The following is a 26,774-nucleotide window of genomic DNA, read 5'->3' as shown; positions in this document are numbered from 1 at the left end:
CATTTGTTCCATCTCCTGAACCATCTTCCCCGAAATCACTACCAGTTGGCGCAAATGCGAACTGACATCTCTATTACTTTTACTAGTCATATACCGTCAGCATCTTTTCATCTTGGGGCGACAGCCCCAAAGGGGTTTTCCCATCTCCATATCCTTACTTAATGTCAAGTCTTCCCAGCGGGAGCGACAGCCCCCACCAAATTCCCCATCTCACAAACACTTCCCCGAATTTCCCGCAAGATGGCAACTACAACTAACATCTTTATTTCCAACCACTTGTCTTATAACCTCAGCACTTTTATAAGCCGACTGATAGCCCAACACATTCCACAATAAAATGGCAATATTGTGAATCCACCTATCCTCTTTACCTACTAATTTCTAATTCCTCCCCATTCCATTTACCATTAAAGGTCAAATTCAACTTTCTGTCAGTGAGATTTGTCAACAAATCTTCATTTTTTTATTGGACAGAATGTCTCTTAAAATAAATCTATTCATTTCCTTAAAAATAAGAAGTTATTTTGATAATGCTTTTATTTATAGTTAAAAGTTCGTCTAAGTACCTTTAAATTTCGAACAAAACATGTTCCTCCATACATTGCTTTTATTTATCAGCCACTTTTGTTAGTTTATCGGTGACTTTTTCTATTTTACTGGCCACTTTTCCTCATTTATCGGCCACTTTCCTATTTTTACGGGCCATTCCTCATATTAGAGATAATTCCAGAAAATTTTTCAGGAAATACTTTAGTATTCCAATTAAAAAACTTCAACCAAGTGCATTTATCTGGACCTCAGAATTATTTACTCTCGTCTTCCTGTTACCGTCTATTTCAATTTCTAAGGAATTCGGGCAAACTTTTAATTAATCCGGTCACTTTCCTCCGTATTCCGATCAAAATTTCATTATTCCGGTCAAAATTTCATTATTCCGGTCATTTCCTCTCGTATTCCGGTCAATCCACTCCAAACTACCATTTTCCACAAAATAAAAAACACCTCCCAGTACAACTGGGAGGTGTCCTCTATAATTAAAAATGTTTATCCGAAACATTAATACGGTTTAGTGCACGCTGTAGAGCAAGTTCAGCACGCTTGAAGTCGATGTTTTCACGCTTCTGATCGTTCAGACGCTTTTCCGCGCGCTCTTTCGCACGAAGAGCACGATCAACATCAATTTCATCACTTTGTTCAGCAGATTGCGCCAAAATAGATACTTTATCTGGACGAACTTCTACAAATCCGCCACTTACTGCTACGATGTCTGTTTTACCTTGCGTTTTTAAACGAACGGCTCCAATCTGTAACGGTGCAACCATTGGAATATGACCTGGCAAAATTCCGAGTTCACCGCTCTCGGCCTTTGTACTTACCATTTCCACATCTGATTCATACACCGGGCCATCGGGAGTAACAACACTGACTTTAATCGTCTTCATTTTTTACCCTCCTGGTCCGAGATTAGACTTCTACACCCATTTGTTTTGCATTCTCAATCGCGTCTTCAATGCGGCCAACTAGACGGAATGCATCTTCTGGAAGGTGATCATATTTACCTTCAAGAATTTCTTTAAAGCCTTTAACTGTTTCTTTAACAGGTACGTATGAACCTGGCTGGCCAGTGAACTGTTCAGCCACGTGGAAGTTTTGTGATAAGAATACTTGAATACGACGCGCACGCTGTACAACAAGCTTATCTTCATCAGAAAGCTCGTCCATACCAAGGATTGCGATAATATCTTGTAATTCTTTATACTTTTGCAATGTTGACTGTACTTGACGAGCAACAGCATAATGCTCTTCCCCAACAATTTCAGGTGACAATGCACGAGAAGTAGAAGCAAGTGGATCCACCGCAGGGTAGATACCCATTTCAGAAAGCTTACGCTCAAGGTTTGTTGTTGCATCTAAGTGAGCGAAAGTTGTAGCCGGTGCCGGATCCGTATAGTCATCGGCCGGTACATAAATCGCTTGGATAGAAGTAACAGAACCTACGTTAGTAGATGTGATACGCTCTTGTAATTTACCCATTTCAGTAGCAAGAGTTGGCTGGTAACCAACGGCAGAAGGCATACGGCCTAGTAGCGCTGATACTTCAGAACCTGCTTGTGTGAAACGGAAGATGTTATCCATGAAGAAAAGAACGTCTTGTCCTTGGTCATCACGGAAATATTCTGCCATTGTCAAACCAGTTAAGGCAACACGCATACGTGCACCTGGCGGCTCGTTCATCTGACCGAATACCATCGCAGTTTTCTTAATAACGCCTGAATCAGTCATTTCATGGTAAAGGTCATTACCTTCACGAGTACGCTCACCTACACCAGCGAATACAGAAATACCGCCGTGCTCTTGAGCGATGTTATTGATTAATTCCTGGATTAAAACGGTTTTACCTACACCGGCACCACCGAATAGACCGATTTTTCCACCTTTAATATATGGAGCAAGCAAGTCTACTACCTTAATTCCAGTTTCAAGAATTTCTACCTCTGTTGAAAGCTGCTCAAAATTAGGTGCTTCCCTATGGATAGAGTCACGACGACCATCACCAGAAAGAGCCGGGTCTAAGTCGATTGTTTCACCTAATACGTTAAATACACGGCCAAGTGTAACATCACCGACAGGTACAGAAATTGGTGCACCAGTATCAATAACTTCACTACCACGTGTTAAACCGTCAGTAGATGACATTGCAATGGTACGAACTGTATCATCACCTAAATGAAGGGCAACTTCAAGGGTTAAGTTGATGTCAACTTCAGATTCATTACGCGCTTTATTTACGATTGTCAATGCGTTATAGATCTCAGGAAGTTGTCCGCTTTCGAACTTTACGTCAACAACTGGACCCATAACTTGAAGAACGCGTCCTTTGTTCATCTTTTTCCCTCCGTTCATTTCAACACACAAAAGAGCAAGGGACCAGCTGGGCCCTTCTCCTTTGTACTAATATTTTATTTTTATTCCAACGCGGCTGCTCCGCCGACGATTTCGGTAATCTCTTGTGTAATTGCAGCTTGACGAGCGCGGTTGTAGATTAGGCTGTAAGAGTCAATAAGCTCTTTCGCGTTGTCAGTTGCACTTTTCATTGCGCTCATCCTTGCGGCATGTTCACTAGCTTTACTGTCTAGAAGTGCACCATAAATTAAACTCTCTGCATATTGAGGCAATAATACATTTAAAATCTCTTCTGCAGATGGTTCAAATTCATAAGATGTTAGTTTGTTAGATGTCGCAATATCGGTTAGTGGAAGAACTTTCTTCTCTGTAACATCCTGTTGGATTGCACTGACAAAGTGATTGTAGTACATGTATAGCTCATCAAATGCCCCATCAGCAAACATATTCACTGTTTTATTTACAGTATCTTTAATATCAGCAAATGTTGGCTGATCAGCTATTCCAGTAATGTCGAGAATAACGTTCATGTCACGTTTCACGAAGAATTCACGGCCCATCTTCCCTAAAGCGATAATCACATACTCATCTTTTGATTTATGGCGCTTTTGAATGGATTGGAATGCTAAACGCAAAACGTTACTGTTAAATGCCCCTGCAAGACCACGCTCACCCGTAATAACTAAATAAGCTGTCTTTTTAACAGGTCGAGAGCTTAACATCGGATGCGTTGCATCTTTACTGCCTAAGGCTATGGATGCTGTAACCTCTTGAATTTTATCCATGTAAGGAACGAATTTCTTCGCATTCGACTCCGCACGGTTAAAGTTAGAGGCAGATACCATTTCCATTGCTTTTGTAATTTGGCTCGTTTTCTTTGTAGAATTAATCTTACTTTTTATATCTCTTAATGATGCCACAGGTTCTCACCACCTTATTTCAAAGTTTGTCAGACCCCGATTATTCGGAAACTGCGAAAGATTTTTTGAATTCGTTGATCGCAGCAGCCATATCATCATCAGAAGGAAGTTCCTTCGTTGTAGCGATATGGTCTAACAAATCTTTGCGGTTGTGGTCTAACCAAGAAAGGTATTCTGATTCGAAACGACGAATATCCTGTACAGGAATATCATCAAGGAAGCCACGAGTTAGTGCATAAAGAATCGCAACTTGCTTTTCAACTTTTAATGGTTTATTTAGATCCTGTTTTAATACTTCTACTGTACGAGCACCACGGTTAAGTTTTGCTTGAGTAGCTTTATCAAGATCAGAACCGAATTGAGCAAATGATTCCAATTCACGGTAAGATGCAAGGTCAAGACGCAGCGTACCTGCAACCTTTTTCATCGCTTTAATTTGTGCGGATCCACCTACACGTGAAACAGAAAGACCTGCGTTGATCGCTGGACGTACACCAGAGAAGAAAAGGTCAGACTGTAAGAAGATCTGTCCATCTGTGATAGAGATAACGTTTGTTGGAATATATGCAGAAACGTCACCAGCTTGTGTTTCAATAAACGGCAATGCAGTGATTGAACCTGCACCTTTTGCATCGCTTAATTTAGCAGCACGCTCTAGAAGACGGCTGTGCAAGTAGAATACATCCCCTGGATATGCTTCACGACCTGGAGGACGGCGTAATAATAAGGAAAGCTCACGGTATGCAGCTGCTTGCTTTGTTAAGTCATCATATACAACTAATACATGCTTTCCATCTAGCATAAATTCTTCTCCCATTGAAACCCCAGCATATGGTGCCAAGTATAACAATGGAGCAGGCTGTGATGCAGAAGCTGTAACAACAATTGTGTAATCCATTGCACCATTCTTACGTAACGTTTCAACTAGTCCACGGACCGTTGATTCTTTTTGTCCGATGGCAACATAAATACAAATCATATCTTGTCCCTTTTGGTTCAAGATTGTATCGATCGCAACGGATGTTTTACCTGTTTGACGGTCACCAATGATTAACTCACGTTGCCCGCGTCCGATTGGCACAAGTGCGTCAATCGCTTTAATTCCCGTTTGAAGCGGCTCGTGTACAGATTTACGATCCATAACACCAAAAGCCGGGCTTTCAATTGGACGAGTTTTTGTTGTATTGATTGGACCCATTCCATCAACTGGCTGTCCTAGTGGGTTAACAACACGACCGATTAACTCTTCCCCAACAGGAACTTCCATGATACGTCCTGTACGGCGTACCTCATCCCCTTCACGAATTTCTGTGAATGGTCCTAAAATGATAATACCAACGTTATTTTCTTCAAGGTTTTGCGCCATACCCATAACGCCGTTTGAAAATTCAAGAAGCTCTCCAGCCATGACATTGTCGAGGCCATGAGCACGAGCGATACCGTCACCAACTTGGATAACTGTACCTACATCACTCACTTGAATTTCCGACTGATAGTTTTCGATTTGCTTTTTTATCAGCGCACTGATTTCTTCAGCTTTGATGCTCATGAGTTTCACCCCTATCTACGAATCTTATCCTAATAATTGACGTTCCAGACGATCTAGCTTACCGCGCAAGCTGCCGTCGAAAATCCGGTTTCCGATTCGAAGCTTGATGCCGCCGAGTAAATTAGTATCTACGATATTGTCAATGCGAAGTGATTTCTTGCCAACTTTTACTGCAAATGATGAAGACAGCGCTTCACATTCCGCGTCTGTTAACGGACGGATTGAGTAGACCTTTGCCTCTGCAATGCCTCTTGCATCATTTGCCATATTTACAAAGTGATCCGCCACATCAGAGATTTCATCTTCACGATGGCGTTCAATTAAAAGCATTAACGTATTTGAAACGAATGTATTTACAGATGCAAATGCATCCTTTATAATCTCCTTCTTCTTTTCAATTGAAAGCTTTGGAGACTTAAGCACCGCATGTAATTCGGAAGTTTCATTCATTACTTGTTTCACTGCACGAAGCTCTTCTTCCATCTGGTCAAGAAGCTGATGTTCATTTGCAAGCTGGAAAAGAGCTAACGCATAGCGCTTTGCTACCATAGAGCCCGTCATCGCTCTTCTCCTGCCTCTTGAATGTATTCGTTAATAAGCTTCTCTTGATCCTCTGCACTTAATTCCTTCTCAATTACCTTTGAAGCAATTAATACAGATAGTGAAGCCACTTGTTCGCGAATAGCTGCAACCGCTTGTTCTTTCTGCTGTTCGATCTCAACCTTAGCAGATTGCTTAATACGCTCAGATTCCGCACGTGCAGCAGCAATGATTTCCTCACGCTGTACATCGCCTTGTTTCTTTGCGCTTTCAATTAAGCCTTGCGCATCGTTGCGTGCTTCTTTTAGAAGGTTTCTTTGCTCTTCTAAAAGCTTTTTCGCTTCTGTACGGCTTTGTTCAGCCGACTCGATTTCATTTGCAATATGATTTTCACGTTCTTTCATGATGCCCATTAATGGACCCCATGCAAACTTTTTAAGCAAAAGTAATAAAATAATAAACGCGATCAACTGGTAAATCATATCTCCACTGTTAAAACCGGTTGATGCACCTAATACTAAACTGTTTGATAACACCCTCGATTCACTCCCTTCAAGAGCTATAAGAAATGCAATAACGATGTTTCATTTATATAAAACTTAGATTTTTTTCATTTTTAAGGCATAAAGGAATGGCGAAGGTCCTCATCGAATGATCTTCGCCATTTTCAAATTGTTTAACTAGGAGTTACTGTCCAACAACCATGAATGCGATAACTACTGCGATGATTGGTAGTACCTCTACTAGACCTACACCGATAAACATTGTTGTTTGTAGCATTCCACGAGCTTCAGGCTGACGAGCCATCCCTTCAACTGTTCTTGAAATGATAAGACCGTTACCGATACCAGCACCTAGTGCTGCTAAACCTACTGCGATTGCTGCTGCTAATAGACCCATTCTAAATTTCCTCCTTGAATTGTATAATTAATTTTTTTTATTTGTGTTTTGTTCAAAATTGAACAGGGTATATATTAATGGTCTCGGCTCACTTTGTGTGCCATATAAACCATAGATAACATACAGAAGATAAACGCCTGGATTCCACCGATAAAGATTGAGAATCCTTGCCAAGCAACCGTTGGAATGATTGCTGCAAATTTGCCGGCCCAGCTGCCAGCAGCTAGAGAACCAACTAGTAATGATAGGAGAATTTCTCCAGCATAAATATTTCCATAAAGACGCAGACCTAATGTGAGGGCATTGGCAAATTCCTCAACAATCTTAATTGGAGACATGATCCAGAATGGCTTAAGGAATTCACGTCCATAACCGCCTGCTCCTTTTGCCTTAATTCCAAAGAAATGCGTTAAGGCTAAGAGCATTAGAGACAAAGTCAATGTAATTGCGGGATCAGCTGTTGGTGATTTCCACCAGAGTTCCCCGTTATAAGTTATTGAAAATGGCAGACCAAGCATATTGGAAACAAAAATATACATAATCAATGTTAAAGCAAGCAGATGGAATCGTCCGCCATCCTTCCAATCCATCGAACTGTTAATAATGCCTTTCACAAAATCCATTACCCATTCGAGTATATTTTGCATCCCTGTAGGTTTCATGGCTAACTTCCTAGTAGCGAGAACAGCTATAATAAATACAACTGCACTAGCAACCGTAATCATCATAATATTCCCCAAGTTAAAGGTTAAGCCCATAAACTCACGTAAAGGAGCTCCATGATGCATTAATATTCACCTCTCTTCCCCGCTATTTACGTAAATGAAAAGTTTGAAGAAAAAAATCTATCATAATGACAACATATGAAGTCATTAATCCAATTACAACACTGATCAGATGGAACTTCTCGGGATATTCCATTGCAGCAAACACAGCAAGTACTGCCATTGCCATTCTGGTAACCATTCCGAGTGAGCGTATCTTCTCACCGTTTGCGACCGCATTGCCAAATTGCTCTGTTTTTCTTGCTAGAATCCACAAGTTAAACAAACTACAGGAAGTACCCAATACTAATCCTAAAAAGATAGATTGGTAAGAAGTAAATCCCCAGCCAAGAACATAAATTGACAACAATAAAAATATGTATTTTCGTTGTCTCACATAGGTAGCTTTTAATTCTGGCATTATGATTTATTCTCCTGTAAAAAAATGATGGACTGCTTTGTATGGGTTGCGGTCTTTTGATGCATGAAAACGCATTCCCCCTCACTTTGAGGTGAATGGTAAGTGGGTTTTGAGGTGTTACTAATTACCATTAGCAACATGCAGACGTGGGAATAATGACTGCCCAAAATTATGAAAACCCTATCATATTATACCCTTTGTAAGCATACAATAGGGGCTTGTCAATGTCAATGCATTTAAATTGAAAAAAGTCATATATATCAAGGGAAAGAAAGTACGTTCACATTATTTTCATAATAATTTGAATCTTACCTATTGAAAAAGGGGCGAAGTTCTGCTACGCCCCTTTTATCAAGTATTTCAGGGTTTTCCATGCAGTTGAAATAGCATCTTTTTTGACACTTATTTTTTTAGTTTTTCTTTAATCGGGTGGAATGATGATGATTCCATTTCACCATTTGGTAATATATACAAGTAGGATTCAAGCGCATCCTCTCTGCCCGCTTTTTTCGCAAACACCTTAATTTTATAAAGACCAGGCTCTGGGAGCTGATCGCTTTTTATCTCCTGCAAAAGCTGCCCTTTTCCTACTCCTCTTTTCCAATCAAGGAAATCAATAAATCGCAGACTATCCGCATCAAACATCGCAATCCCGAATTCCTCTGCCCCTCCCGGCAGATACACTTCATATCGGTACGTATCTGGCTTATCTCCCTTTCCAACCCCAAATCCCATGACTCTTGGATAATTGGGTTCTTCAAGAACATAGATATATGGGATATTGATTTCTTGTGATCCTGCTTTCAATCTAATTGTTCCATCATATACCTTCTTTTTAAATACATTTGGGTCAACAGCTAACTTTAGCTCAAGGCGCTTTTTTTCTCCTGGCTTTAAATAGAAGGAAAATGGAAGCGTCCAGCTTAGGCCATTTTCTGCATGCGGAATGGAAAATGAGTACGAAAGGGAAGAATCACTGATATTTTCTACTGTTAGATACCCATTATGCTCGTGCATACGATCGGCTAGTTGAAATTTACCAAACTGTAATGAAGCAGGCATAACGAGTGAATTCGATTTTAAAGCCTTTTCCATTTGGATTCTTCCTGCTCCCTGTTCATACGTTCGGTAAGGCTTTCCTTTTTTGTTTAGGAGCGGTTTTGCTGTATTCATGAGTACGGCTTTAATTTTTTCAGGACCCCAATCAGGGTGGGCTTGCTTAATAAGTGCGCTTGCTCCCGCTACATGAGGAGCAGCCATACTCGTTCCTTGCAGAGGCAAATATCCCCCTGGTACCGTACTATTAATTGCGACACCTGGCGCAACAATGTCTGGTTTGATTTCCCATGTTGACGTTACAGGGCCACGGGAACTGAAATCAGCAAGAACATCCTTTTCTTCTATTATATATGTTCTTGCAAAAATCCTTTCTTTGGAGAGTTTCTTTCTAAGCTGCTCCCCATTCGTTTTTGATAACGCAGTTACCGGAATTGGCAATTCCCTTTCTAAATTCCCGAAAAAGTTACCCTTCGTATTATTGTAAATAACGACTGCTTTTGCCCCTGCTTCGAATGCATTTAATCCCTTTTCTGTAAAGGTAAGCTCTCCCCTTTCTACAAGAACGATTTTTCCTTTAACATCCTTCAGTTCTTCCTTTTTACCTAATCCACCATAAACCATTTCATGTGATTGATTGAATTCCCAATCAACCGACCCTTGAAGCGGCTCAAGCCTGAGCTTCTGACCTGATACCTCCAGCAAAGGAATATGTATGGACGGTGTTGATGCACCGACGGAGATTGCTCTTGAAGCTGTACCTGGTGAACCAACTGTCCAATGATTCGGGCCGGAGTTGCCAGAAGATGTCACTGCTGTTATCCCTTTCTCTACGGCTTTATTTAGTGCCATGCTTATCGGGAGATCTGGACCATTCACGTTGTTGCCCAATGACAGGTTTAAAATATCAACCTTATCCTTTATTGCCTGATCGATTGCGGCAATGACCTGTTCCGTAGTCCCGCTGCCTCCGGGACCAAGCGCCCGATAAGCGATAATCGTCGCTTCTGGTGCTACTCCCTGAATTTTCCCATTTGCTGCGATAATCCCAGCCACATGAGTTCCATGCAGCGTTCCTTCTCCATCAGCTGCATTTGTTTCCATCGGATCATCATCTCCATCAACTAAATCATGCCCGCCCCCATAGTTGACTCTTAAATCTGGGTGGGTGTAGTCGATTCCCGTATCAATGATTCCAACTTTTACTCCTTTTCCTGTTAACCGCTGATTTTTTTGATCAAAAAGTCCGCGTACTTCCTCTCCGCCAATTATTTTTATACTCTCTTCTGCATGAACCCTATACGTATTAACTGGAGAAATGATTGAAGTGTTCGCTTTTTTCGAAAGCTGCTCAATTTCAGCCTGCTTTCCCTTTACCGAAAAGCCAGCTATCGCGTATTTATAAATATGTCTTAGCTTTAATTCTGGAATCGAACGAACGAGCTTTTTAATTTCTTCCTCACTTTTTTCTTCGGATAAAACAACAATAGAAACCTTTTCCATGTCAGGGGATTCCAACGGAATTTGCGGGTGATTTAATGTCTGTGCGAATGCCGCCGATTGAGATAGAACCAGGAGGATGACCGTTAATACCGAGATGATCTTTTTCATAGAAAGCACCCTTTTTTGTAATAGGGTTTTCAATTTAATGGGGGATTATGTGAAGATGTAAAAATAAGAAAGGCTAACCTTAAAATTAGGTCAGCCTTTCATTATGAAATATCGACGGCAATTACTTCGTTCCGAATAAACGATCTCCTGCATCACCAAGTCCTGGAACAATGTAGCCATGATCATTCAGCTTTTCATCAAGCGCAGCAATGTAAATATCTACATCTGGGTGTGCCTCTTGCAGCACTTTCACTCCCTCTGGAGCAGCAACGAGGCACATGAATTTAATATTTTTGCCTCCACGCTTTTTCAAAGAGTTAATTGCTTCTACCGCAGAGCCCCCTGTTGCAAGCATTGGGTCAACCACGATGAAATCTCTTTCTTCCACATCACTTGGAAGCTTTACGTAATATTCGATTGGCTTCAATGTTTCAGGATCACGGTATAGTCCAATATGACCAACCTTTGCCGCAGGGATAAGCTTTAATATTCCATCAACCATCCCAATTCCCGCACGAAGGATTGGAATGATCCCCATCTTTTTACCAGCCAAAATTTTCGATTTTGTCCGGCTCACTGGTGTATCAATTTCTGTTTCCTCAAGCGGCATATCTCTTGTGATTTCGAATGCCATTAATGTTGCAACTTCATCAACAAGTTCGCGGAAATCCTTCGTTCCTGTCGCTTTATCACGAATATATGTAAGTTTATGCTGAATAAGGGGGTGGTCAAATACGTATACTTTTGCCATGGAAAATTCTCTCCTTTTCAATATGTAAAATAGGTTCGTTCTAACACTTCGTCTAATTTTACAGAAAAAAAATAATCAGGGCAACTATGAGTGTAAAAAGTTTAAAATTCGTTAAAAGTTTTTTGTATGGATAATTTTCTAGTATTTTCCTCAATTAATCTAGTACTTACAATCAATTTTTCTTGTTATTAGGCAAATACCCTTTGGGATTGTCTTTATCTAGCAGTCTCCTACTTTTATCTAGCATTTCAATCATTTTATCAAGCATCATTTTTGTTTTATCTAGCATTTAAACTTTGTTCTTCTTTATCCGCTAAAATTCTCCAATAAAAAAACTGCCCTTCCTTTTCGAAGAGCAGCCTGTATAGATTATCTTTCAGGATATAAAGTAAAGTTGCTTGTTAATGCTTCGACACGCTTGCTTGCCTCTTCAAGCTTGCCTTCATCTTCATGATTTTTCAATGTAAAGGCAATAATTGATGCAATTTCTTCCATTTCCTTTGCACCGAAGCCACGTGAAGTAACCGCTGCTGTCCCGATGCGAATACCGCTTGTTACAAATGGACTTTCTGGATCGAATGGAATCGTATTTTTATTTACTGTGATGCCCACTTCGTCTAGCACCTTTTCAGCAATTTTTCCAGTTAAGCTGAGTGAACGAAGATCAACGAGCAATAAATGATTATCCGTACCGCCAGAAACAAGGTCAAGTCCTTCTTTCTGAAGACCTTCTGCCAGATGCTTCGCATTAGCAATGATTTCACCAGCATACCCTTTGAAATCATCCTGAAGCGCTTCACCGAATGCGACTGCTTTTGCTGCAATGACATGCATTAGAGGACCGCCTTGGATACCAGGGAAAATCGACTTGTCAATTTTCTTCGCGTATTCTTCTTTACAAAGAATCATCCCGCCGCGTGGGCCGCGAAGTGTTTTATGCGTTGTTGTTGTGACGAAATCTGCATATGGAACTGGATTCTGATGAAGCCCTGCTGCAACTAGACCAGCGATATGAGCCATGTCCACCATTAAATACGCGCCAACCTCATCGGCAATCTCACGGAAACGCTTAAAATCAATTTCACGCGGGTATGCACTCGCACCAGCAACAATCAATTTTGGTTTATGCTCACGAGCCTTTTCGAGAACAACATTATAATCAATCAAATGCGTCTTTTCATCGACACCATACTCAACAAAGTTATATTGAACGCCACTGAAATTAACAGGGCTTCCATGTGTTAAATGACCGCCATGGGAAAGATTCATACCAAGGACCGTATCGCCTTGTTCTAAAATTGTAAAGTAAACAGCCATATTCGCTTGTGCACCTGAATGCGGCTGTACATTTACATGCTCAGCACCAAAAATTTGCTTCGCACGATCACGAGCCAGGTTCTCTACGACATCCACATGCTCACATCCGCCGTAATAGCGTCTGCCTGGATAGCCTTCAGCATATTTATTCGTCAACACAGATCCTTGTGCTTCCATTACTGCTTCACTTACAAAGTTTTCAGAAGCAATTAATTCAATCTTTGTTCTTTGACGTCCTAACTCATCTTGAATCGATTGAAATACTTGTTCATCCTGTTGTGCTAAATGCTTCATTATAGAATCCTCCCTTTTCGACTAAGCTCTTTTCAATAGATATGTAACGTCCTATTTTGAAAATTCTATTATATCTTATCATGTTTTTGTGACGAAAAGAAGAATAGAAACGATTGTAAGCGGATTTCTCATCTAAAAGGAAAAGCCGTTGCATTTTGCAAAGGCTTCTACTATCTGCATGACTCATTCGCTTGGCTTCGTTCATACACAGCACGGGCACCGCCTATAAGCTTTGGCCTCGTTTTTGCTAATGTCACATGGGCTTCCCCAATACATTTCTGTGTGGTTCTTATCGGGACAGCGACATGCTTTAAGTGCATACCAATGAATGTATCTCCGATATCCATACCTGCATCAGCAGTGATATGTTCAACCATAACTGGATCATTAAGGTGTTCAAACGCATAAGTAGCCATTGCTCCGCCAGCTTTTCTTACAGGAACCACGCTTACTTCGGAGAGCTGTCTTTCTTCTGCAATTTTCCGTTCAACAACTAACGCCCTGTTCAAGTGTTCACAGCACTGGAACGCTAGAGCAACGCCTGTTTGTTCCTGAAATATTTTCAGCTGGGTAAAAATCATTTCTGCCACTTGCTCTGTGCCAGCCGTGCCAATTTTCCTTCCAGCCACTTCACTTGTGCTGCAGCCGATAACAAATAGATGCTTGTCTGTTAGCTGAACTTGTTCAGCAAATTCACGAATAATGGTATTCAGCTGTTCTTCCCATGTTTGAATGGATTCCGTCATAAAGGCTCACCCTTTCTCGGAAGTTTTGTTTCTATTTGTTTTCGTAGTCTTTAATTTTTCCAACACGGTTTTCATGGCGTCCGCCTTCATAATCCGTTGTCAGCCAAACCTTTGCAATTTCCCTGGCCAATCCCGGTCCAATGACACGTTCTCCCATAGCAAGCATATTGCTGTCATTATGCTCACGTGTTGCTTTTGCACTGAAAAGATCATGAACGAGTGCACAGCGAATGCCCTTCACCTTGTTAGCCGCAATGCTCATGCCGATGCCAGTTCCGCAAATCAAAATGCCTTTATCAAATTCTCCGTTTGCAACCTTCTCCGCAACAGGAAGAGCATAATCAGGGTAATCAACAGACGTTTCGCATTCACAGCCAAAATCTTCAAATTCAATGCCCATTTCTTTCATTACATCTTTTATTTCCTCGCGAATATTTATTCCGCCATGATCTGATGCAATCGCTACTTTCATCTTTAATCCTCCTAAAAAAGTCTGTTTTCACAAATATTGTTGCTACATAAAATGAGTTGGTAGAGGTTGATTTGCGCTTCAGGGTACTCGCTTTCCGCGGGGTGGGCGCTGAGCCTCCTCGGCACTGCGTGCCTGTGGGGTCTCACCTGACCCACTTCTCCCGCAGGATGTTGAATAAGCTACAGTGAATAGTCATCGCACGAAGGAAATGCGTCAGCATTTTCGAGGAGTCTCGCACCTTCCGCTCCAGTCAACCAATTTTTTTACTGACCTATTTATCACATAACTTGGATAAAACAACAATCTTCTTGAAAAGTTCCTACTTTTATTACCTGCCCTTATTTTGGCACAAAAAGCAAATATTATAAAGAGGGATTGGCTTGTAAAGACGAATAGAATATAAAAAAAAGCCTTCATAAATGAAGGCTGCATTGGATTAAATCTGAAATCTCGTAATGGTATTCTTTAATTTTTCTGCTTGTCCCTTGAGCTCATTTGCTAGGCACTCTACATTGGCCATTACCTTGGTCTGCTGTTCTGTTGCAGTTGCCACCTCTTGGGCACCTGCAGATGTTTCCTCAGCAATAGCTGCTACTTCCTGTGACTGTGTGGAAGTATGCTGAATGCTTTCCATTTGTCGATCGACTAATATCGTTATCGCTGAAACAGATTCAGCCATTTCATTTACAGTTTTTGTCATTTCTTCAATAACTTCATTTGTTTCCGTTCCTTTTTTCGCTTCACTGTTTGCCGTTTCCACTTGCTCTGAAATTTGGCGCACGACATTCTGGACTTCACCCTGAATGTTTTTAATTAATTCTGAAATGCCTTGTACAGCTGTGGCACTCTCATCTGCAAGCTTGCGGACTTCCTCTGCAACAACAGCAAACCCTTTCCCATGTTCACCTGCACGTGCTGCCTCAATCGAAGCATTCAAGGCAAGTAAATTCGTTTGTGCTGCAATGTCACCAACTAGCTGGATGATTTGTTCAACCCTTGCCGCATTTTCTTCCAAGCGTTTGACTGTTTGAAGAGATTGCTGATTTTCCTTGGCAAGATCCTCAATTCCTGAAATTAGGTCATGAATAACCTTTTTAGAATTATAAAGATCCTGAACCATTTCTGTCGATACTAATTCAGATGCCTTAGCCTTTTCTTGAACCTCTTCAGCAATTCGGATTACATCTTCAACTGATTCAGCTGTTGATTGAATGGAAATTGCTGAATTATCCGCACCTAAAGAAATTTCGTTGATTGTTCTAGAAATAGCATCGACTTGATCTGCTGCAAAGGATGATTCCTTTGAAATAGCAATCACTTTATCATTTGTTTCACGGAAATTCTCATCGATTTGGTGAACCATTTCCCTTAAGTTTGAAAGCATATCATTGAAAGCCATTCCAAGCGAACGAATTTCATCATCCGATTTTGCCAGTTCGACATCGTCTTGAATATTTCCTTGAGCTGCTTTTAATGCCATTTTCTCTAACTTTTGTAAAGGTTTCACAATAAAGCCTGCTGCGAAAAAGGCCAATATCCCTGACCAAATAACTCCAAGACTAAGCGTAATGATTGTAAACCACACTTCCCCAAACGGAAGGGAATCCTGAATCAGCGGGTATAAAAAGTAAATAAAGAAAGCACTTGTTGTATATGTAATAATCGCCAAAGTAGTAATAAACAGTACAAGTTTCTTTCTTAAGCCAAATTTATATTGATGTTTCTCCCCCATTATTGTCCCCCTGCTTACCTATTTTCTTTTTGTAGCCGATGAATCATTTTTATAATCATGTCATTCATTTCATTATACGTGTGTCTGTATTGTTCAATTGGCCCGCCAAAGGGATCGGCAATATCACCCTCGCTATTTCCAATTGCAAATTCCTTTAAGGTAAAGGTTTTCCCAGCAGCATCTGGAAACATACTGATTACGGCTGCTTTATGGCTTGCAGTCATCGTGATAATATAGCTCGTCCAATTCACAAGCGTATCATTAAGCAGCGATGCCTGATGGGAATTAAATAGGATCCCATTCTCCGCTAGAACTTTCCTTGTATTTTCCGAAGCAGCACTCCCATCCGCTGCATAAACACCAGCCGATTTCACTTCAATTCCCGGGAGATTTCTGCTTTTCAAAATGGCCTCAGCCATCGGGCTCCGACACGTATTTCCTGTACAAACAAATAAAACGCGAGTCATAGCTGTGCCTCCTTTTCACCATTATAAGTCAAAACTCCCAGATTCAATAGTATTCTTCGACAAAAATTTTTTAAATACTTACAAAAAAAAAGAAAGGGGAGCACTCTTCCCTTTCTTAAAAAGAATTTTCGGCAAAGCTATGCTTCCTTTTAAAACTGGTTCGCTCCATCCATACAAGCCCAAACTATTTCTACGAGCGGTGTCAGGTACCGCTCATGAACACTTGTTAGCCTAAAAGCAGTTTAATTCCGAAGGCAAAGAGAATGCTGCCTCCGAGTGCTTCACTGTATGATCCCAACCATCCTTGGACCTTCCTCCCAATGAGTAAGCCAAGCCATGTAAGGATTGTTGCTGTTATGCCAAAGCATGCAAGTACAATAACGATTTGTGCCCCATATATGCCGAGAGTCAAACCAACTGAAAAGCTGTCTAAGCTAACGGTAAAGCCAAATAGAAGTAACCCCCAGCCAACTGGAGTGATCAGACTATTGTCTTCTTTTTTAAATCCTGACCAGATCATTTGAATACCTAATAGCAGAAGCAGTCCCCCGCCTACATAGGTAGCGAACTCCCCAAATTTATTGGATAAGAACTTGCCGGCAATCATCCCTAAGAGAGGCATCCAAATATGAAAAAAGCCTATGATCAAACCGATTTTGAAAATTTGTCTAAGGCGAAGTTTAAACATCCCCATCCCCAGACCAACTGAAAAAGCATCCATTGCTAGGGCAAATGCCATTAAGGATAGTGTGAATATTACACCAAACATTTCTCCCATTCTTCCTCCCCCTCGGACTTGCTAATTCAGCATATGCACGTCCAAAGGAATTTAGAAGAATAAACACAGTTAATTCCAAAGCTGCTTTAAGCAGAAATCCACAAAGTTATCAACAGTCTTCGATTGGATTATTTCCTAGTGGATGAAAAAAACCGCTCCTTCATTAGGAACGGCTTAGCTGTTTATCACTCGGTGCCCTGCTGCCTTCATTAGGCGATTCATAACCGCATGCCCCACACCTTCCTGGGGAAACATTTCACTAAAAAGCACATCGGCATTTGTATTATTAAATTTCCTTAACACATCATATAGAGAACTGGCTACAGAATCCAAGTCATCCCGTTTTCCACAGGCAATCACATAGTCTGCCTGATAGAAATTCACATTCTCCTCCGTTGTTAAAATCCCCACAGATAATCCTTCTGCTTTCTTTTTATTCACAAGCTCCTGGATATACTCCTTCGTTCCATCCACAAGAGTAAGCGGCGCATCGGGTGCATAGTGACGGTATTTCATTCCCGGAGATTTCGGAGCCTCCCCTTTATCCACAAGTGCTGGATCAACACTCACCTCACCAATCACCGCTTCTAGCTGCTCCTTCGTTACACCGCCAGGTCTTAAGATAACAGGAATGAATTCTGTGCAATCAACAACAGTCGATTCAACTCCCACACCGGTCGGTCCACCGTCGACCACCCCGGCAATCTTTCCATTCAAATCCTCCCACACATGCTCAGCTGTTGTTGGGCTTGGTCTTCCTGATCGATTGGCGCTAGGAGCAGCAATAGGAAGTCCTGATGCACTGATAATCGCTAACGCCACTGGATGATCTGGCATTCGGACTGCAACGGTGGATAAACCAGCTGTAGCATGATCAGAAAGTGCTCCCTCTTTCTTTTTAAAAATAAGTGTTAATGGCCCCGGCCAAAACTGCTTCATTAATTGTGCAGCTTTCTCAGGTATTTCTTCAACAAAGGCATTTAGCTGCTCTTCTTCGGCAATGTGGATAATAAGTGGATTATCACTCGGTCTCCCTTTTGCTGCGAAAATTTTTTCCACTGCCTCATCATTTTTCGCATTTCCTCCTAAACCATACACGGTTTCAGTTGGAAAAGCGACAACTTCATTGTTTATTAAAAGATCGGCAGCCTGTGAGATATGTGGATAACTACCTTGATCATCCACATATTTATCCACCGACCATCTTTTTGTATTCATTCGGCTCCACCTTCATTAATCACATAAATAAAAAACGATTATCCCTTTATTTCCCGTGATTTTTTCTGTTGTTTACTTTTGAAAGTATAAAAGAAGATAGAGGATAACTCAAGTATTATCCACAAATTGTGGATAGATTAAGCGTTTTTGTGAATAACTTTGGAAAGATACCCACAATTTAGATAGATATTTTCAAAAAGAAGGAGTTGTCCACAGTTAAAATGTGCTTTACATGTTCAGATTGAAAAAGCTCTGCAGGCAAGTTTTCTATTATTTCCTCAGTAAATCCAATCAAGCTGAATATTTCAAGTGAACTCTTTTTATTGGAGGCTAAATATAATGTCGTTAGCTGTCTGTCCCGGGCTAAAATGAATATTTGCTCAAAAAGAAGATATAAATCTTTTTCCGTAAGATCCGGCCTTATTGCAAGCGAACGAAGCAGCCCCACCTTTCCAAACGGCTCTATCCCAAGTGTGGCTTTCATTTCTTCCGCATGATTCTCCATGACTAAAAAGTAATCTATGGACGCTTGCACCCCATCCTTGCTTAATCCTGCCTCTTCTAAGAATAACTCCAATCTCGTAATATCCTCTATTTGTGCGCAGCGAATGATAGTTTCCATTTCGACCCACCCCATTTTTCATATTCTACTTCTATGAATATGGAAAAATAGAGAAAGTAGAACTGTTTTTAATAAGAAAAGCGCAAGCGCCTTGGTCATCGCCGTACAAACTAGAAGGGCCGGTTCTTTCGATATAGGAAACACGGTGAGCGAGAGCAAACCGATGTTGACGCAATCGTTGCGGAGGGGACCTGAAGTTTGATAGGCGATAGGACGCTTGCGCTAGACAATTCTCCAACTCCAAAGTTATACTTTCTTATTTTATAAAAAAAAGCCTTGTACACACCCAAGGCTTTCAGCTAAATAGGTTATCCCAAAGCTCTTTAATGAAAAACTTCACTTCTACCGGCTGCTCATCTTCTTCTACATATACAGGAGGTTCTTCCTCTTCTATCTCTTCTTTTTCTTCTACTTCTTCTTTTTCCTCTATTACTAGTTCCGGCTCTTCCTTTTTCTCTTCTGTTATTTCTGCTGTTTCTGTTTCGATCTTATTCGCTGCCTTTACCTCTGGTTCAGCAATAACCTGTTCTGCCTTTTCTCCTTCAAAGCCATCACTTACTGCCACACCGTTTGAAAAATCCAGAAAGCATAGCGGCGGAAATAATACACACCACCAGTTGGCTCCATTTCCGTCTCCAAGAGTGATTAAAATAGCTTCATACTCTCCAGCTGGATATAGGAACTGTCCATACAGTTTTGTAGGAAAGTCTACCTTTCCGAATTCAGCTGTTACAGACTGTGATAATTGTTTCCTTTCGACTACACTTTCTGCTATTTTCTGAATCTCTGGCAGACGTGAGCGAATTAAATTACGTGCCTCTTCAATTGACGTTAATTCTGCTACCCACTCTGTAATTTCCGCATTGACCGCATCCCTGACAAGCCTCTTAAGCGCCTGGTCCGATTCACTATCACTATTTGCTAGAATCCGCAGCCTAATAGCCTCATTCGGTATGACAAGCGGCTCATCCGCTATCACCTCGTTTTTCGGCATATATAGACTTGCTATCGTTCCTAAGCATAGAATAATAATATATAAATTCACGATAATTTTTGTTTTCAATTCTGACACCGCCCCTTCACTAACCCAGTGTGGACAAAATGACAGAATCTTAAACTACTAAAATTAAAAAAAGTGACCAGTGCCGCAGAAGAGCAAATCTGTTATATTCGCTCTTCTGCGGCAGTTACTTCTTTAAACTAAGTCCATTCGTTCGCGCATACGCGGATATCCAGGAATAGTGCCTAACACCGGATCGTGGCGAAGACAATTCGGTCTTTGCCGTTTATGTCATGCACAATTTCAATATCTGCCTGTGGAAAAGTCTGCACAAGTAATTCTGCGACTGCCTGGCTTTGCCCTGCCCCGACTTCAAAACCAACTAGCACCTCATTCTTTAATACTTCAGGCAGTGAATTGATTAACCTTTTGTATATATCAAGACCATCCGTACCAGCAAACAATGCACGATGGGGTTCATGCTCTAAAACGACCTCTGACATCCATTCCTTATCACTGATTGGAATATATGGAGGATTTGAAATAACAGCATCGAACTTTTTCCCGCTGGAGATTAACGGCTTCAGCAGATCCCCTTGGACAAATTGGATGTCTGCTCCTAGTACTTTTGCATTTTCTGCTGCTAAAGCTAGCGTCGGCTCATAAATATCTGTCGCTGTTACTTGCAAATCTGTTTTTTCAAGCTTCAGTGTAATAGCAATCGCACCGCTGCCTGTCCCAATATCAGCTATTTCAAGTGTCTTCTTTCCTCCAAATAGTCTATCCATTCGCTGTAAGGCACCATGAACCAGCTCTTCTGTTTCTGGTCGTGGAATAAGAACATCTTCATTAACGAGAAAGCTGCGCCCATAGAATTCTTCATAGCCAATAATATATTGAATTGGCCTCCCCTCCGCATGGAGAAGAATGGCCTTTTTAAAATCTTCGAAAATATTTGCATCCAACTCATCGCGAAGACACGCTAAAAAGCTGGAACGGTTCATACGCATAAAATGCTGCAACAATAATTCTCCCGCATTTTCATCCCGATTTTTCTCTTTTAAAAAAGAAGAAGCCCAATGGAGGGCTTCATATACTTTCATTGCTTCATTACTCATTAGAAGCACTTTCAAGCTTCGCAGATTGTTCTTCAAGGATTAGTGCATCGATGACTTCATCAAGCTTTCCTGAAAGAATTTGGTCTAGCTTTTGAATCGTTAAGCCAATGCGGTGATCGGTTACACGGTTTTGCGGGAAGTTATACGTACGGATCCGTTCAGAACGGTCCCCAGTTCCAACAGCAGATTTACGCACTTGGTCATATTCAGCCTGTGCTTCCTGCTGGAATTTATCATATACACGGGCACGCAATACTTTCATTGCCTTTTCTTTATTCTTAATTTGCGACTTTTCATCCTGACAAGAAACAACCGTTCCAGTCGGCAAGTGTGTCAGACGGACTGCTGACATGGTTGTATTAACACTTTGTCCGCCAGGTCCGCTTGAAGCAAATGTGTCAACTCGAATGTCCTTGTCATGAATTTCAATTTCCACTTCTTCCGCTTCAGGAAGAACAGCAACAGTCGCTGTTGACGTATGAATACGGCCGCCAGACTCTGTTTCAGGAACACGCTGTACGCGGTGCGCGCCATTTTCAAACTTCAATTTCGAATAAGCGCCATTCCCATTAATCATGAAGATGATCTCTTTATAACCGCCAACACCTGTCGTGTTCGCATCGATTACTTCTGTTTTCCAGCCCTGCATCTCTGCAAAACGGCTGTACATACGGTATAAATCGCCTGCGAATAGAGCAGCTTCATCTCCGCCTGCTGCTCCACGGATTTCCATAATAACGTTTTTATCATCATTCGGGTCTTTCGGAATGAGAAGAATCTTCAGACGTGCTTCAAGGTCCTCCACCTTCTCTTCAAGCTCGCTCAGCTCTTCCTTTACCATTTCACGCATATCTGCATCTAATTTTTCCTCAAGCATCGCTTTTGCATCTTGCTGCTGCTCGCGTACTTCTTTATATTCGCGATACACCTCAACAGTCTCTTGTATATCTGATTGTTCTTTCGAATACTCACGCAATTTTTTTGGATCATTTACAATATCCGGATCACTCAAAAGCTCATTTAATCTTTCATAGCGGTCCTCCACTGATTGAAGACGATCAAACACAGCATTTCACCTCTATTTTTCCATTAATCCTCGGATGGTATTTCCGGGTAGTCTATATAAAGTAGATTGTTTTTGTTCATTTATACACAAATCCATAACATTCTAATTATAGTATAGGTGAAAGATGACGTCAAAAACAAATTAAGAAAGGCATTTGTAACTGGCACAAAGGTTATCACGCAACTTTTTCATTTTATCGAGTCATTTTTCTTGTTTATCTCGCACTTTGTGAAATTTATCAAGCACTTCATCCATTTTATCGAGCATTTTTAGTTTCCGGACGCAAAAAAAAGCCTTCTGATTTACTCAGAAGGCTTCCAAATAAAATTAATCAAAGCAGTAATGTATCTTTTGAAACCCAGACCTCATTTCAATGACCTGCTTACGAATATTTGTTACTGTCTCTCTTCCTTCTAATACATTGACAATGTAGTCCGCTATAATATCCATTTCCGCTTCCTTCATGCCCAAACGTGTTATTTCGATGGTTCCGATTCGCAAGCCGCTTGGATAATCCCAATCCTCAGGCTTATCGCTAGGAATCAAATTTTTGTTCGTAATAATGTTGGCTTCCGCAAGCTTATGAGCGACATTTAAACCGCCGCCAAATCGTTTCACATCAAGAATGACTTGGTGTGTTTCCGTAAAGCCTTTATGGGAACCAAGGACAGAAATTCCTCGATTATATAGTGCCTTTGCTAGCGCCTTTGCGTTCGCAACAATTTGTGCCATATACTCATTGCCAAAAGCTAAAAATTCTGCTGCAGATGCCGCTAGAGCAGCTACCCGATTTACTTGATGTGTCGCTGCAAGCGCAGGAAAAATTGTGTCACAAATAGGCTTTGTTAACTCCGGATCGTTCCAGACAATGATTCCGCTCTGCGGGCCGCTGAAAGTCTTTCCGGCCGAACCAGTCATGATGCAGGCACCTTCATTTAGAGGATCCTGGAACTGCCCCCCGCCAATAAGACCAAGCTGATGGGCGCCATCAAAAAATATTTTCCCGCCCCATTCACTCACAATCTCTGACATTTCTTTTAGCGGAAACGGGAATAAGGTCATCGAGGCACCGAGTGTGACGAGCTTAGGCTTTACTTCCCTAGCAGCCTTTGCAAACTCATCCAAATTTACGACTAGGTCAACAGGATCCATGGGAACATCATATATGTTTAATCCGCGAATTCCTGCTGGCCCATCATACCGATTACTTGAGTGGCCGCCAAACTGCTGTGCAATCGTTAAAATATTATCCCCTGGCTTAGTTAATGCAGCATACACAGTCATATTGCCAATCATGCTTGCAACTAACCGATGATCGGCATACTTGCTTTTAAATACCTTTTTGAGCAGCTCCACACAGAGAGATTCAATTTCATCAATATACTTTGTACCAGAAAACCATCTTTGAGTTGGGCCGATATGTCCTTCTGCCGCCCTTGTTCCTACCTCAGATGCAAGTAATTGCCGGACAGTTGGGCTTGTTGGTGCTTCTGGCGCTAATAAATTGAGACATTCTTCTCCTCTCCAAATCGCATTCCGATCGACAGCATTGATGATTTCCTTTTGGATTAGACGTGGAGAACTGCTTCTTTCAATCATTTCTTTTGCCCAGTCCAGCACATTAGAATCATGAATTTCATAGTTTTTAACATCTTTAGTCATTGAACTCATTCTACTTCCTCCTCGATCATTGCATTAACTTAGAAACACCCATGGCTTTTTTTCCGCTGCATCAGATAAAGAACCTATGATTCTATCAAGTTGGGAGGATTCATGATTGGAAAAGACGTAGAAGTAGGATCTTCATTAAAACCAATATATCGCATTCTGGATAATCGGTCAATATATTAATCTGATTATTCCGTCATTAAAAAGCCAAAAAAAAGAGTATAACCTCTGTTATACTCCCGATTATCCATTATTTAAGTCGCTATCCGCTTCCCCAACAAGAATTCTTCCTAAGCTTAGCCAGTTTTCCTCCACTAAAGAACCAGCTAATGCAGAATCCTTTTTCTGGCTAGCTAGAATGATCGCTTGATGTTCTTCTAGTGATTGATAAGCATCAACTGAGCTGAATTTAGAAAACTCAAGGCGTCTGACCTTAGGCATGATTCTATCTAATGCCCGCTCAATTTCATCATTCCTTGATGCCTTTAGCAAAACGGCGTGAAATTGATCATCTGCTTCAACTGCACGAATAACATCTTTTTCTTCCAAAGCTTTACGCAGCTCCGAGTTGCTGACTTCCATTAATTGAATATCTTCATTAGTAATAGCAGGTACTGCTAGACGTGCCGCTAAACTATGTAAAGCAGCAACAACGGTAAAAGCGTTTTTCGCCTCCTCTAAATGAATCTCTGTAATCCGTGTTTGAGAACCTGGCAGCGATTCAACAAGTCCTTCATCCTCAAGCCTTTTTAGCGCCTCTCTAACAGGTGTTCTGCTGACGCCAAATACAGCTGCCAAATCCTTATCCTTTATCCGCTGACCTGGTTCTAACTCTAATGTAATAATTGCTTTCTTCAATGAATCATATACTTGATCTCTTAGTGCCGGCCGTTCAATCGCTTTAATTGTTTTCATGAAACCAATATATCAATCAGTTCAATATAAAGTCAACATAAATTACACTGACTTATATTTTACTATAGGAAGCTTGATTGGCGTTTCTCTTTGGGAAACATAACTATGCAAAATCATGCCGATAATAACAAGGAGCATGCCCACCCATGATACAAAGGTTGGCAGTGGCGCAGATAGTATCAGCCATTCACCAGAAACAGCAAATAATACTTCAAATGACTGAGTTGCTTCAACTGCAGCCAATTTAGACATGTTCCCCTTCACTAAGTCAGTTGCCTTGAAAAAGAGAACAGTTGCAATGACACCCGAACAAAGTGCGACTAGTAGGGATTGAACCGTTTGTCCAATGCTTGGGAGACCGACCGCTGCCGCACCATAAATTGAGAGAAGAAGCCAAAAGGGCAAGCTTGCTAATGTCATCCCTAGGACTCGCTGATAAGCATCCAGCCGATTCCCACATACCTCCATCATCTTGCGATTCCCGAGCGGATAGGCGAAGGAGGCAAGAATGACCGGTAAAACACCCCACATAAACGCTTGTGCTGACAAACTATCTGCTTGATCCCCTTGCATGATCCCCACCCCAATTAAGATAAGCAGAGACATCATTAAGCCAACAAAGGGAATTCTCCCACGGACCTTTACAGACCCACTTTCCATTTTCTTTGTCTCAAAAAATAAAGGGGCAAGCAAGGATCCTGAAATAATGGTTATTTGCCAAGTCCCCGCAACAAGCCATCCAGGTCCATAAGCTGCAGCAAAGCTTAATGGAGCATAGAATAAAACAAAGCCAATAAAGCTCCATAAAAGCCAAACACCTGGCCTTCTTTTCATCTCAAGCAAAAGAGGCTTCAGATTTCTCCTGCATACAACAATCATAAGCAGGAATGGGACCATAAATAAATAGCGAAGTGAGGCACTCCAGATCCAGCTGCCCCCTGAAAGCTCCATGGACCGATTTAAAATAAAAGTAAAGGCAAAAAAGAAAGCAGCAAAAATACCAAAAATGATTGGACGCAATGCATTTCACCCCGGATGTTAGATAATTTCGTCAATTTTACATATAATTAATATATCGCATTTTGGTTTTTAATCAAGTTTTTTTGAACCTGCTTGAATAAAAAAATGCAAATTGTTTTTATCAGCTCTATCATCCAAACCTAATTTTTGTCCATAAAAAAACTGTCTGAACAAATTCAGACAGAATTAACATATGCATTATAAAATTGAAGTTGACGTTTCCTGTCCGTAGCTGATACTAGGAGATTTCGGTACTTCATGATGGTGGCGGCACCGAGGCTCGTATGCTTCAGAGGCACCAACTAAAATAACTGGATCATCATAGGAAGCCGGTTTGCCATTAATCAGTCGCTGGGTACGGCTCGCTGGCGATCCGCACACCGCACAAACAGCTTGCAGCTTTGTAACTAATTCAGCAATTGCCATCAAAGCTGGCATCTGGCCAAATGGCTCTCCGCGGAAATCCTGATCAAGACCGGCTGCGATCACTCGATGGCCGCTATTAGCTAGGTGCTGTATCACCTTCACAACCTCTGAATCAAAAAATTGGACTTCATCGATAGCAATCACATCAATTTCGGAATTTATATGTTGAAAAATATCGGTTGAATGGGAAATCGGGATTGCTGTAAAAGCAGTTCCATTATGGGAAACAACTTCTTCATCACTGTAGCGATTGTCGATTTGCGGTTTAAATACGACAATGCTTTGTTTAGCGAATTGGGCTCTGCGCACACGGCGAATCAGTTCCTCTGATTTTCCAGAGAACATGCTTCCACAAATGACTTCCACCCACCCATGATGCTTCATCACATACATGAACTCACCTCTCCTCCTTACACTGTTGCACTCTATATTATTATCTCTAAGTATCTTAAAATGACACATTAGAGGGGATAATTAGGTATGAAAGACAATAAAAAAC

At 41.2% G+C, this 26,774-nt stretch carries 26 protein-coding genes; all 26 read right to left on the bottom strand.

Annotated features, from left to right (window positions below; all coding sequences use genetic code 11):
* Positions 1-1,034: 1,034 nt before the first annotated feature.
* The 26 genes from ASU02_RS01375 to ASU02_RS01250 all read right to left on the bottom strand — a co-directional run bounded on the left by ASU02_RS01375 (position 1,035) and on the right by ASU02_RS01250 (position 26,668).
* Positions 1,035-1,442, bottom strand: a complete 408-nt coding sequence (locus ASU02_RS01375) for a F0F1 ATP synthase subunit epsilon (RefSeq protein WP_057760191.1) — start codon at positions 1,440-1,442, stop codon at positions 1,035-1,037.
* A gap of 22 nt (positions 1,443-1,464) precedes the next feature.
* Positions 1,465-2,886 (bottom strand): F0F1 ATP synthase subunit beta, encoded by a 1,422-nt coding sequence (atpD, locus tag ASU02_RS01370; protein ID WP_057760189.1) that lies wholly within the window; start codon positions 2,884-2,886, stop codon positions 1,465-1,467.
* An 80-nt stretch (positions 2,887-2,966) separates the two neighbouring features.
* Entirely contained in the window at positions 2,967-3,824 is an 858-nt protein-coding gene (atpG, locus tag ASU02_RS01365; RefSeq protein WP_057760187.1) for an ATP synthase F1 subunit gamma, read from the bottom strand.
* A 40-nt stretch (positions 3,825-3,864) separates the two neighbouring features.
* A complete protein-coding gene (gene atpA / locus ASU02_RS01360) occupies positions 3,865-5,373 on the bottom strand; it encodes a F0F1 ATP synthase subunit alpha (protein ID WP_057760185.1) in 1,509 nt (502 codons plus the stop codon).
* 24 nt (positions 5,374-5,397) lie between these two features.
* Entirely contained in the window at positions 5,398-5,934 is a 537-nt protein-coding gene (locus ASU02_RS01355) for a F0F1 ATP synthase subunit delta (RefSeq protein ID WP_057760182.1), read from the bottom strand.
* Positions 5,931-6,449 (bottom strand): F0F1 ATP synthase subunit B, encoded by a 519-nt coding sequence (locus tag ASU02_RS01350; RefSeq protein WP_057760180.1) that lies wholly within the window; start codon positions 6,447-6,449, stop codon positions 5,931-5,933. The genes ASU02_RS01355 and ASU02_RS01350 overlap by 4 nt, the downstream gene beginning before the upstream one ends.
* A gap of 151 nt (positions 6,450-6,600) precedes the next feature.
* Positions 6,601-6,813, bottom strand: coding sequence for a F0F1 ATP synthase subunit C (gene atpE, locus ASU02_RS01345; RefSeq protein WP_053478547.1), 213 nt, complete (start codon positions 6,811-6,813; stop codon positions 6,601-6,603).
* A 74-nt stretch (positions 6,814-6,887) separates the two neighbouring features.
* On the bottom strand, positions 6,888-7,601 hold the full coding sequence (atpB, locus tag ASU02_RS01340; protein WP_057760178.1) for a F0F1 ATP synthase subunit A: 714 nt from the start codon (positions 7,599-7,601) through the stop codon (positions 6,888-6,890).
* A gap of 22 nt (positions 7,602-7,623) precedes the next feature.
* Complete coding sequence (locus tag ASU02_RS01335) at positions 7,624-7,998, bottom strand: ATP synthase subunit I (RefSeq protein ID WP_057760176.1); 375 nt, start codon at positions 7,996-7,998, stop codon at positions 7,624-7,626.
* A gap of 402 nt (positions 7,999-8,400) precedes the next feature.
* Positions 8,401-10,665, bottom strand: a complete 2,265-nt coding sequence (locus ASU02_RS01330; protein ID WP_057760173.1) for a S8 family serine peptidase — start codon at positions 10,663-10,665, stop codon at positions 8,401-8,403.
* A 121-nt stretch (positions 10,666-10,786) separates the two neighbouring features.
* Complete coding sequence (upp, locus tag ASU02_RS01325; RefSeq protein WP_057760172.1) at positions 10,787-11,416, bottom strand: uracil phosphoribosyltransferase; 630 nt, start codon at positions 11,414-11,416, stop codon at positions 10,787-10,789.
* A 369-nt stretch (positions 11,417-11,785) separates the two neighbouring features.
* Positions 11,786-13,027: a serine hydroxymethyltransferase gene (locus tag ASU02_RS01320; RefSeq protein ID WP_057760169.1), complete on the bottom strand. Its 1,242-nt coding sequence runs from the start codon at positions 13,025-13,027 to the stop codon at positions 11,786-11,788.
* 170 nt (positions 13,028-13,197) lie between these two features.
* Positions 13,198-13,773 carry a TIGR01440 family protein gene (locus tag ASU02_RS01315; protein WP_057760167.1) on the bottom strand — a complete coding sequence of 192 codons (576 nt, stop codon included), beginning with the start codon at positions 13,771-13,773 and terminating at the stop codon, positions 13,198-13,200.
* Positions 13,774-13,804: 31 nt separating this feature from the next.
* Positions 13,805-14,245, bottom strand: coding sequence for a ribose 5-phosphate isomerase B (rpiB, locus tag ASU02_RS01310; protein ID WP_057760165.1), 441 nt, complete (start codon positions 14,243-14,245; stop codon positions 13,805-13,807).
* 436 nt (positions 14,246-14,681) lie between these two features.
* Positions 14,682-15,977, bottom strand: coding sequence for a methyl-accepting chemotaxis protein (locus ASU02_RS01305; protein ID WP_057760163.1), 1,296 nt, complete (start codon positions 15,975-15,977; stop codon positions 14,682-14,684).
* 14 nt (positions 15,978-15,991) lie between these two features.
* A complete protein-coding gene (locus ASU02_RS01300; protein WP_057760161.1) occupies positions 15,992-16,444 on the bottom strand; it encodes a low molecular weight protein arginine phosphatase in 453 nt (150 codons plus the stop codon).
* Positions 16,445-16,670: 226 nt separating this feature from the next.
* Positions 16,671-17,222, bottom strand: coding sequence for a manganese efflux pump MntP (locus tag ASU02_RS01295; protein WP_057760159.1), 552 nt, complete (start codon positions 17,220-17,222; stop codon positions 16,671-16,673).
* Between the two features lie 174 nt (positions 17,223-17,396).
* Positions 17,397-18,440: an L-threonylcarbamoyladenylate synthase gene (locus ASU02_RS01290; protein ID WP_057760158.1), complete on the bottom strand. Its 1,044-nt coding sequence runs from the start codon at positions 18,438-18,440 to the stop codon at positions 17,397-17,399.
* 178 nt (positions 18,441-18,618) lie between these two features.
* Entirely contained in the window at positions 18,619-19,062 is a 444-nt protein-coding gene (locus tag ASU02_RS01285; protein ID WP_057760157.1) for a GNAT family N-acetyltransferase, read from the bottom strand.
* Between the two features lie 295 nt (positions 19,063-19,357).
* The gene (gene spoIIR / locus ASU02_RS01280; protein ID WP_082631656.1) at positions 19,358-20,125 is read right to left on the bottom strand and encodes a stage II sporulation protein R; all 768 of its coding nucleotides are present in this window, start codon (positions 20,123-20,125) and stop codon (positions 19,358-19,360) included.
* A 182-nt stretch (positions 20,126-20,307) separates the two neighbouring features.
* On the bottom strand, positions 20,308-21,165 hold the full coding sequence (prmC, locus tag ASU02_RS01275) for a peptide chain release factor N(5)-glutamine methyltransferase (RefSeq protein ID WP_057760452.1): 858 nt from the start codon (positions 21,163-21,165) through the stop codon (positions 20,308-20,310).
* A gap of 7 nt (positions 21,166-21,172) precedes the next feature.
* A complete protein-coding gene (gene prfA / locus ASU02_RS01270) occupies positions 21,173-22,246 on the bottom strand; it encodes a peptide chain release factor 1 (protein WP_057760152.1) in 1,074 nt (357 codons plus the stop codon).
* 327 nt (positions 22,247-22,573) lie between these two features.
* Complete coding sequence (locus ASU02_RS01265) at positions 22,574-23,917, bottom strand: serine hydroxymethyltransferase (RefSeq protein WP_057760150.1); 1,344 nt, start codon at positions 23,915-23,917, stop codon at positions 22,574-22,576.
* Positions 23,918-24,157: 240 nt separating this feature from the next.
* A complete protein-coding gene (locus ASU02_RS01260) occupies positions 24,158-24,829 on the bottom strand; it encodes a GntR family transcriptional regulator (RefSeq protein ID WP_057760148.1) in 672 nt (223 codons plus the stop codon).
* A 42-nt stretch (positions 24,830-24,871) separates the two neighbouring features.
* A complete protein-coding gene (locus ASU02_RS01255; protein WP_057760146.1) occupies positions 24,872-25,849 on the bottom strand; it encodes a DMT family transporter in 978 nt (325 codons plus the stop codon).
* Positions 25,850-26,047: 198 nt separating this feature from the next.
* A complete protein-coding gene (locus ASU02_RS01250) occupies positions 26,048-26,668 on the bottom strand; it encodes a thymidine kinase (protein ID WP_057760144.1) in 621 nt (206 codons plus the stop codon).
* Between the last annotated feature and the right edge of the window lie 106 nt (positions 26,669-26,774).

This window comes from Cytobacillus praedii, assembly GCF_001439605.1.
GTDB classification, from domain to species: domain Bacteria; phylum Bacillota; class Bacilli; order Bacillales; family Cytobacillaceae; genus Cytobacillus; species Cytobacillus praedii.
This window is presented reverse-complemented; position numbering and strand designations above follow the sequence as displayed.

Bases quoted from the DNA above. Each gene is read 5' to 3' on its own strand.
- ASU02_RS01295 (WP_057760159.1), bottom strand. From the start codon at position 17,222: ATGGGAGAAATGTTTGGTGTAATATTCACACTATCCTTAATGGCATTT.
- rpiB (WP_057760165.1), bottom strand. From the start codon at position 14,245: ATGAAAGTAGCGATTGCATCAGATCATGGCGGAATAAATATTCGCGAG.
- atpD (WP_057760189.1), bottom strand. From the start codon at position 2,886: ATGAACAAAGGACGCGTTCTTCAAGTTATGGGTCCAGTTGTTGACGTA.
- ASU02_RS01285 (WP_057760157.1), bottom strand. From the start codon at position 19,062: ATGGAAACTATCATTCGCTGCGCACAAATAGAGGATATTACGAGATTG.
- ASU02_RS01305 (WP_057760163.1), bottom strand. From the start codon at position 15,977: ATGGGGGAGAAACATCAATATAAATTTGGCTTAAGAAAGAAACTTGTA.
- atpE (WP_053478547.1), bottom strand. From the start codon at position 6,813: ATGGGTCTATTAGCAGCAGCAATCGCAGTAGGTTTAGCAGCACTAGGT.
- ASU02_RS01300 (WP_057760161.1), bottom strand. From the start codon at position 16,444: ATGACTCGCGTTTTATTTGTTTGTACAGGAAATACGTGTCGGAGCCCG.
- ASU02_RS01250 (WP_057760144.1), bottom strand. From the start codon at position 26,668: ATGTATGTGATGAAGCATCATGGGTGGGTGGAAGTCATTTGTGGAAGC.
- ASU02_RS01265 (WP_057760150.1), bottom strand. From the start codon at position 23,917: ATGAGTTCAATGACTAAAGATGTTAAAAACTATGAAATTCATGATTCT.
- ASU02_RS01335 (WP_057760176.1), bottom strand. From the start codon at position 7,998: ATGCCAGAATTAAAAGCTACCTATGTGAGACAACGAAAATACATATTT.
- ASU02_RS01260 (WP_057760148.1), bottom strand. From the start codon at position 24,829: ATGAAAACAATTAAAGCGATTGAACGGCCGGCACTAAGAGATCAAGTA.
- ASU02_RS01290 (WP_057760158.1), bottom strand. From the start codon at position 18,440: ATGAATACAAAAAGATGGTCGGTGGATAAATATGTGGATGATCAAGGT.
- ASU02_RS01330 (WP_057760173.1), bottom strand. From the start codon at position 10,665: ATGAAAAAGATCATCTCGGTATTAACGGTCATCCTCCTGGTTCTATCT.
- ASU02_RS01320 (WP_057760169.1), bottom strand. From the start codon at position 13,027: ATGAAGCATTTAGCACAACAGGATGAACAAGTATTTCAATCGATTCAA.
- ASU02_RS01375 (WP_057760191.1), bottom strand. From the start codon at position 1,442: ATGAAGACGATTAAAGTCAGTGTTGTTACTCCCGATGGCCCGGTGTAT.
- upp (WP_057760172.1), bottom strand. From the start codon at position 11,416: ATGGCAAAAGTATACGTATTTGACCACCCCCTTATTCAGCATAAACTT.
- ASU02_RS01355 (WP_057760182.1), bottom strand. From the start codon at position 5,934: ATGACGGGCTCTATGGTAGCAAAGCGCTATGCGTTAGCTCTTTTCCAG.
- prmC (WP_057760452.1), bottom strand. From the start codon at position 21,165: ATGAAAGTATATGAAGCCCTCCATTGGGCTTCTTCTTTTTTAAAAGAG.
- atpA (WP_057760185.1), bottom strand. From the start codon at position 5,373: ATGAGCATCAAAGCTGAAGAAATCAGTGCGCTGATAAAAAAGCAAATC.
- atpB (WP_057760178.1), bottom strand. From the start codon at position 7,601: ATGCATCATGGAGCTCCTTTACGTGAGTTTATGGGCTTAACCTTTAAC.
- ASU02_RS01315 (WP_057760167.1), bottom strand. From the start codon at position 13,773: ATGACGGAATCCATTCAAACATGGGAAGAACAGCTGAATACCATTATT.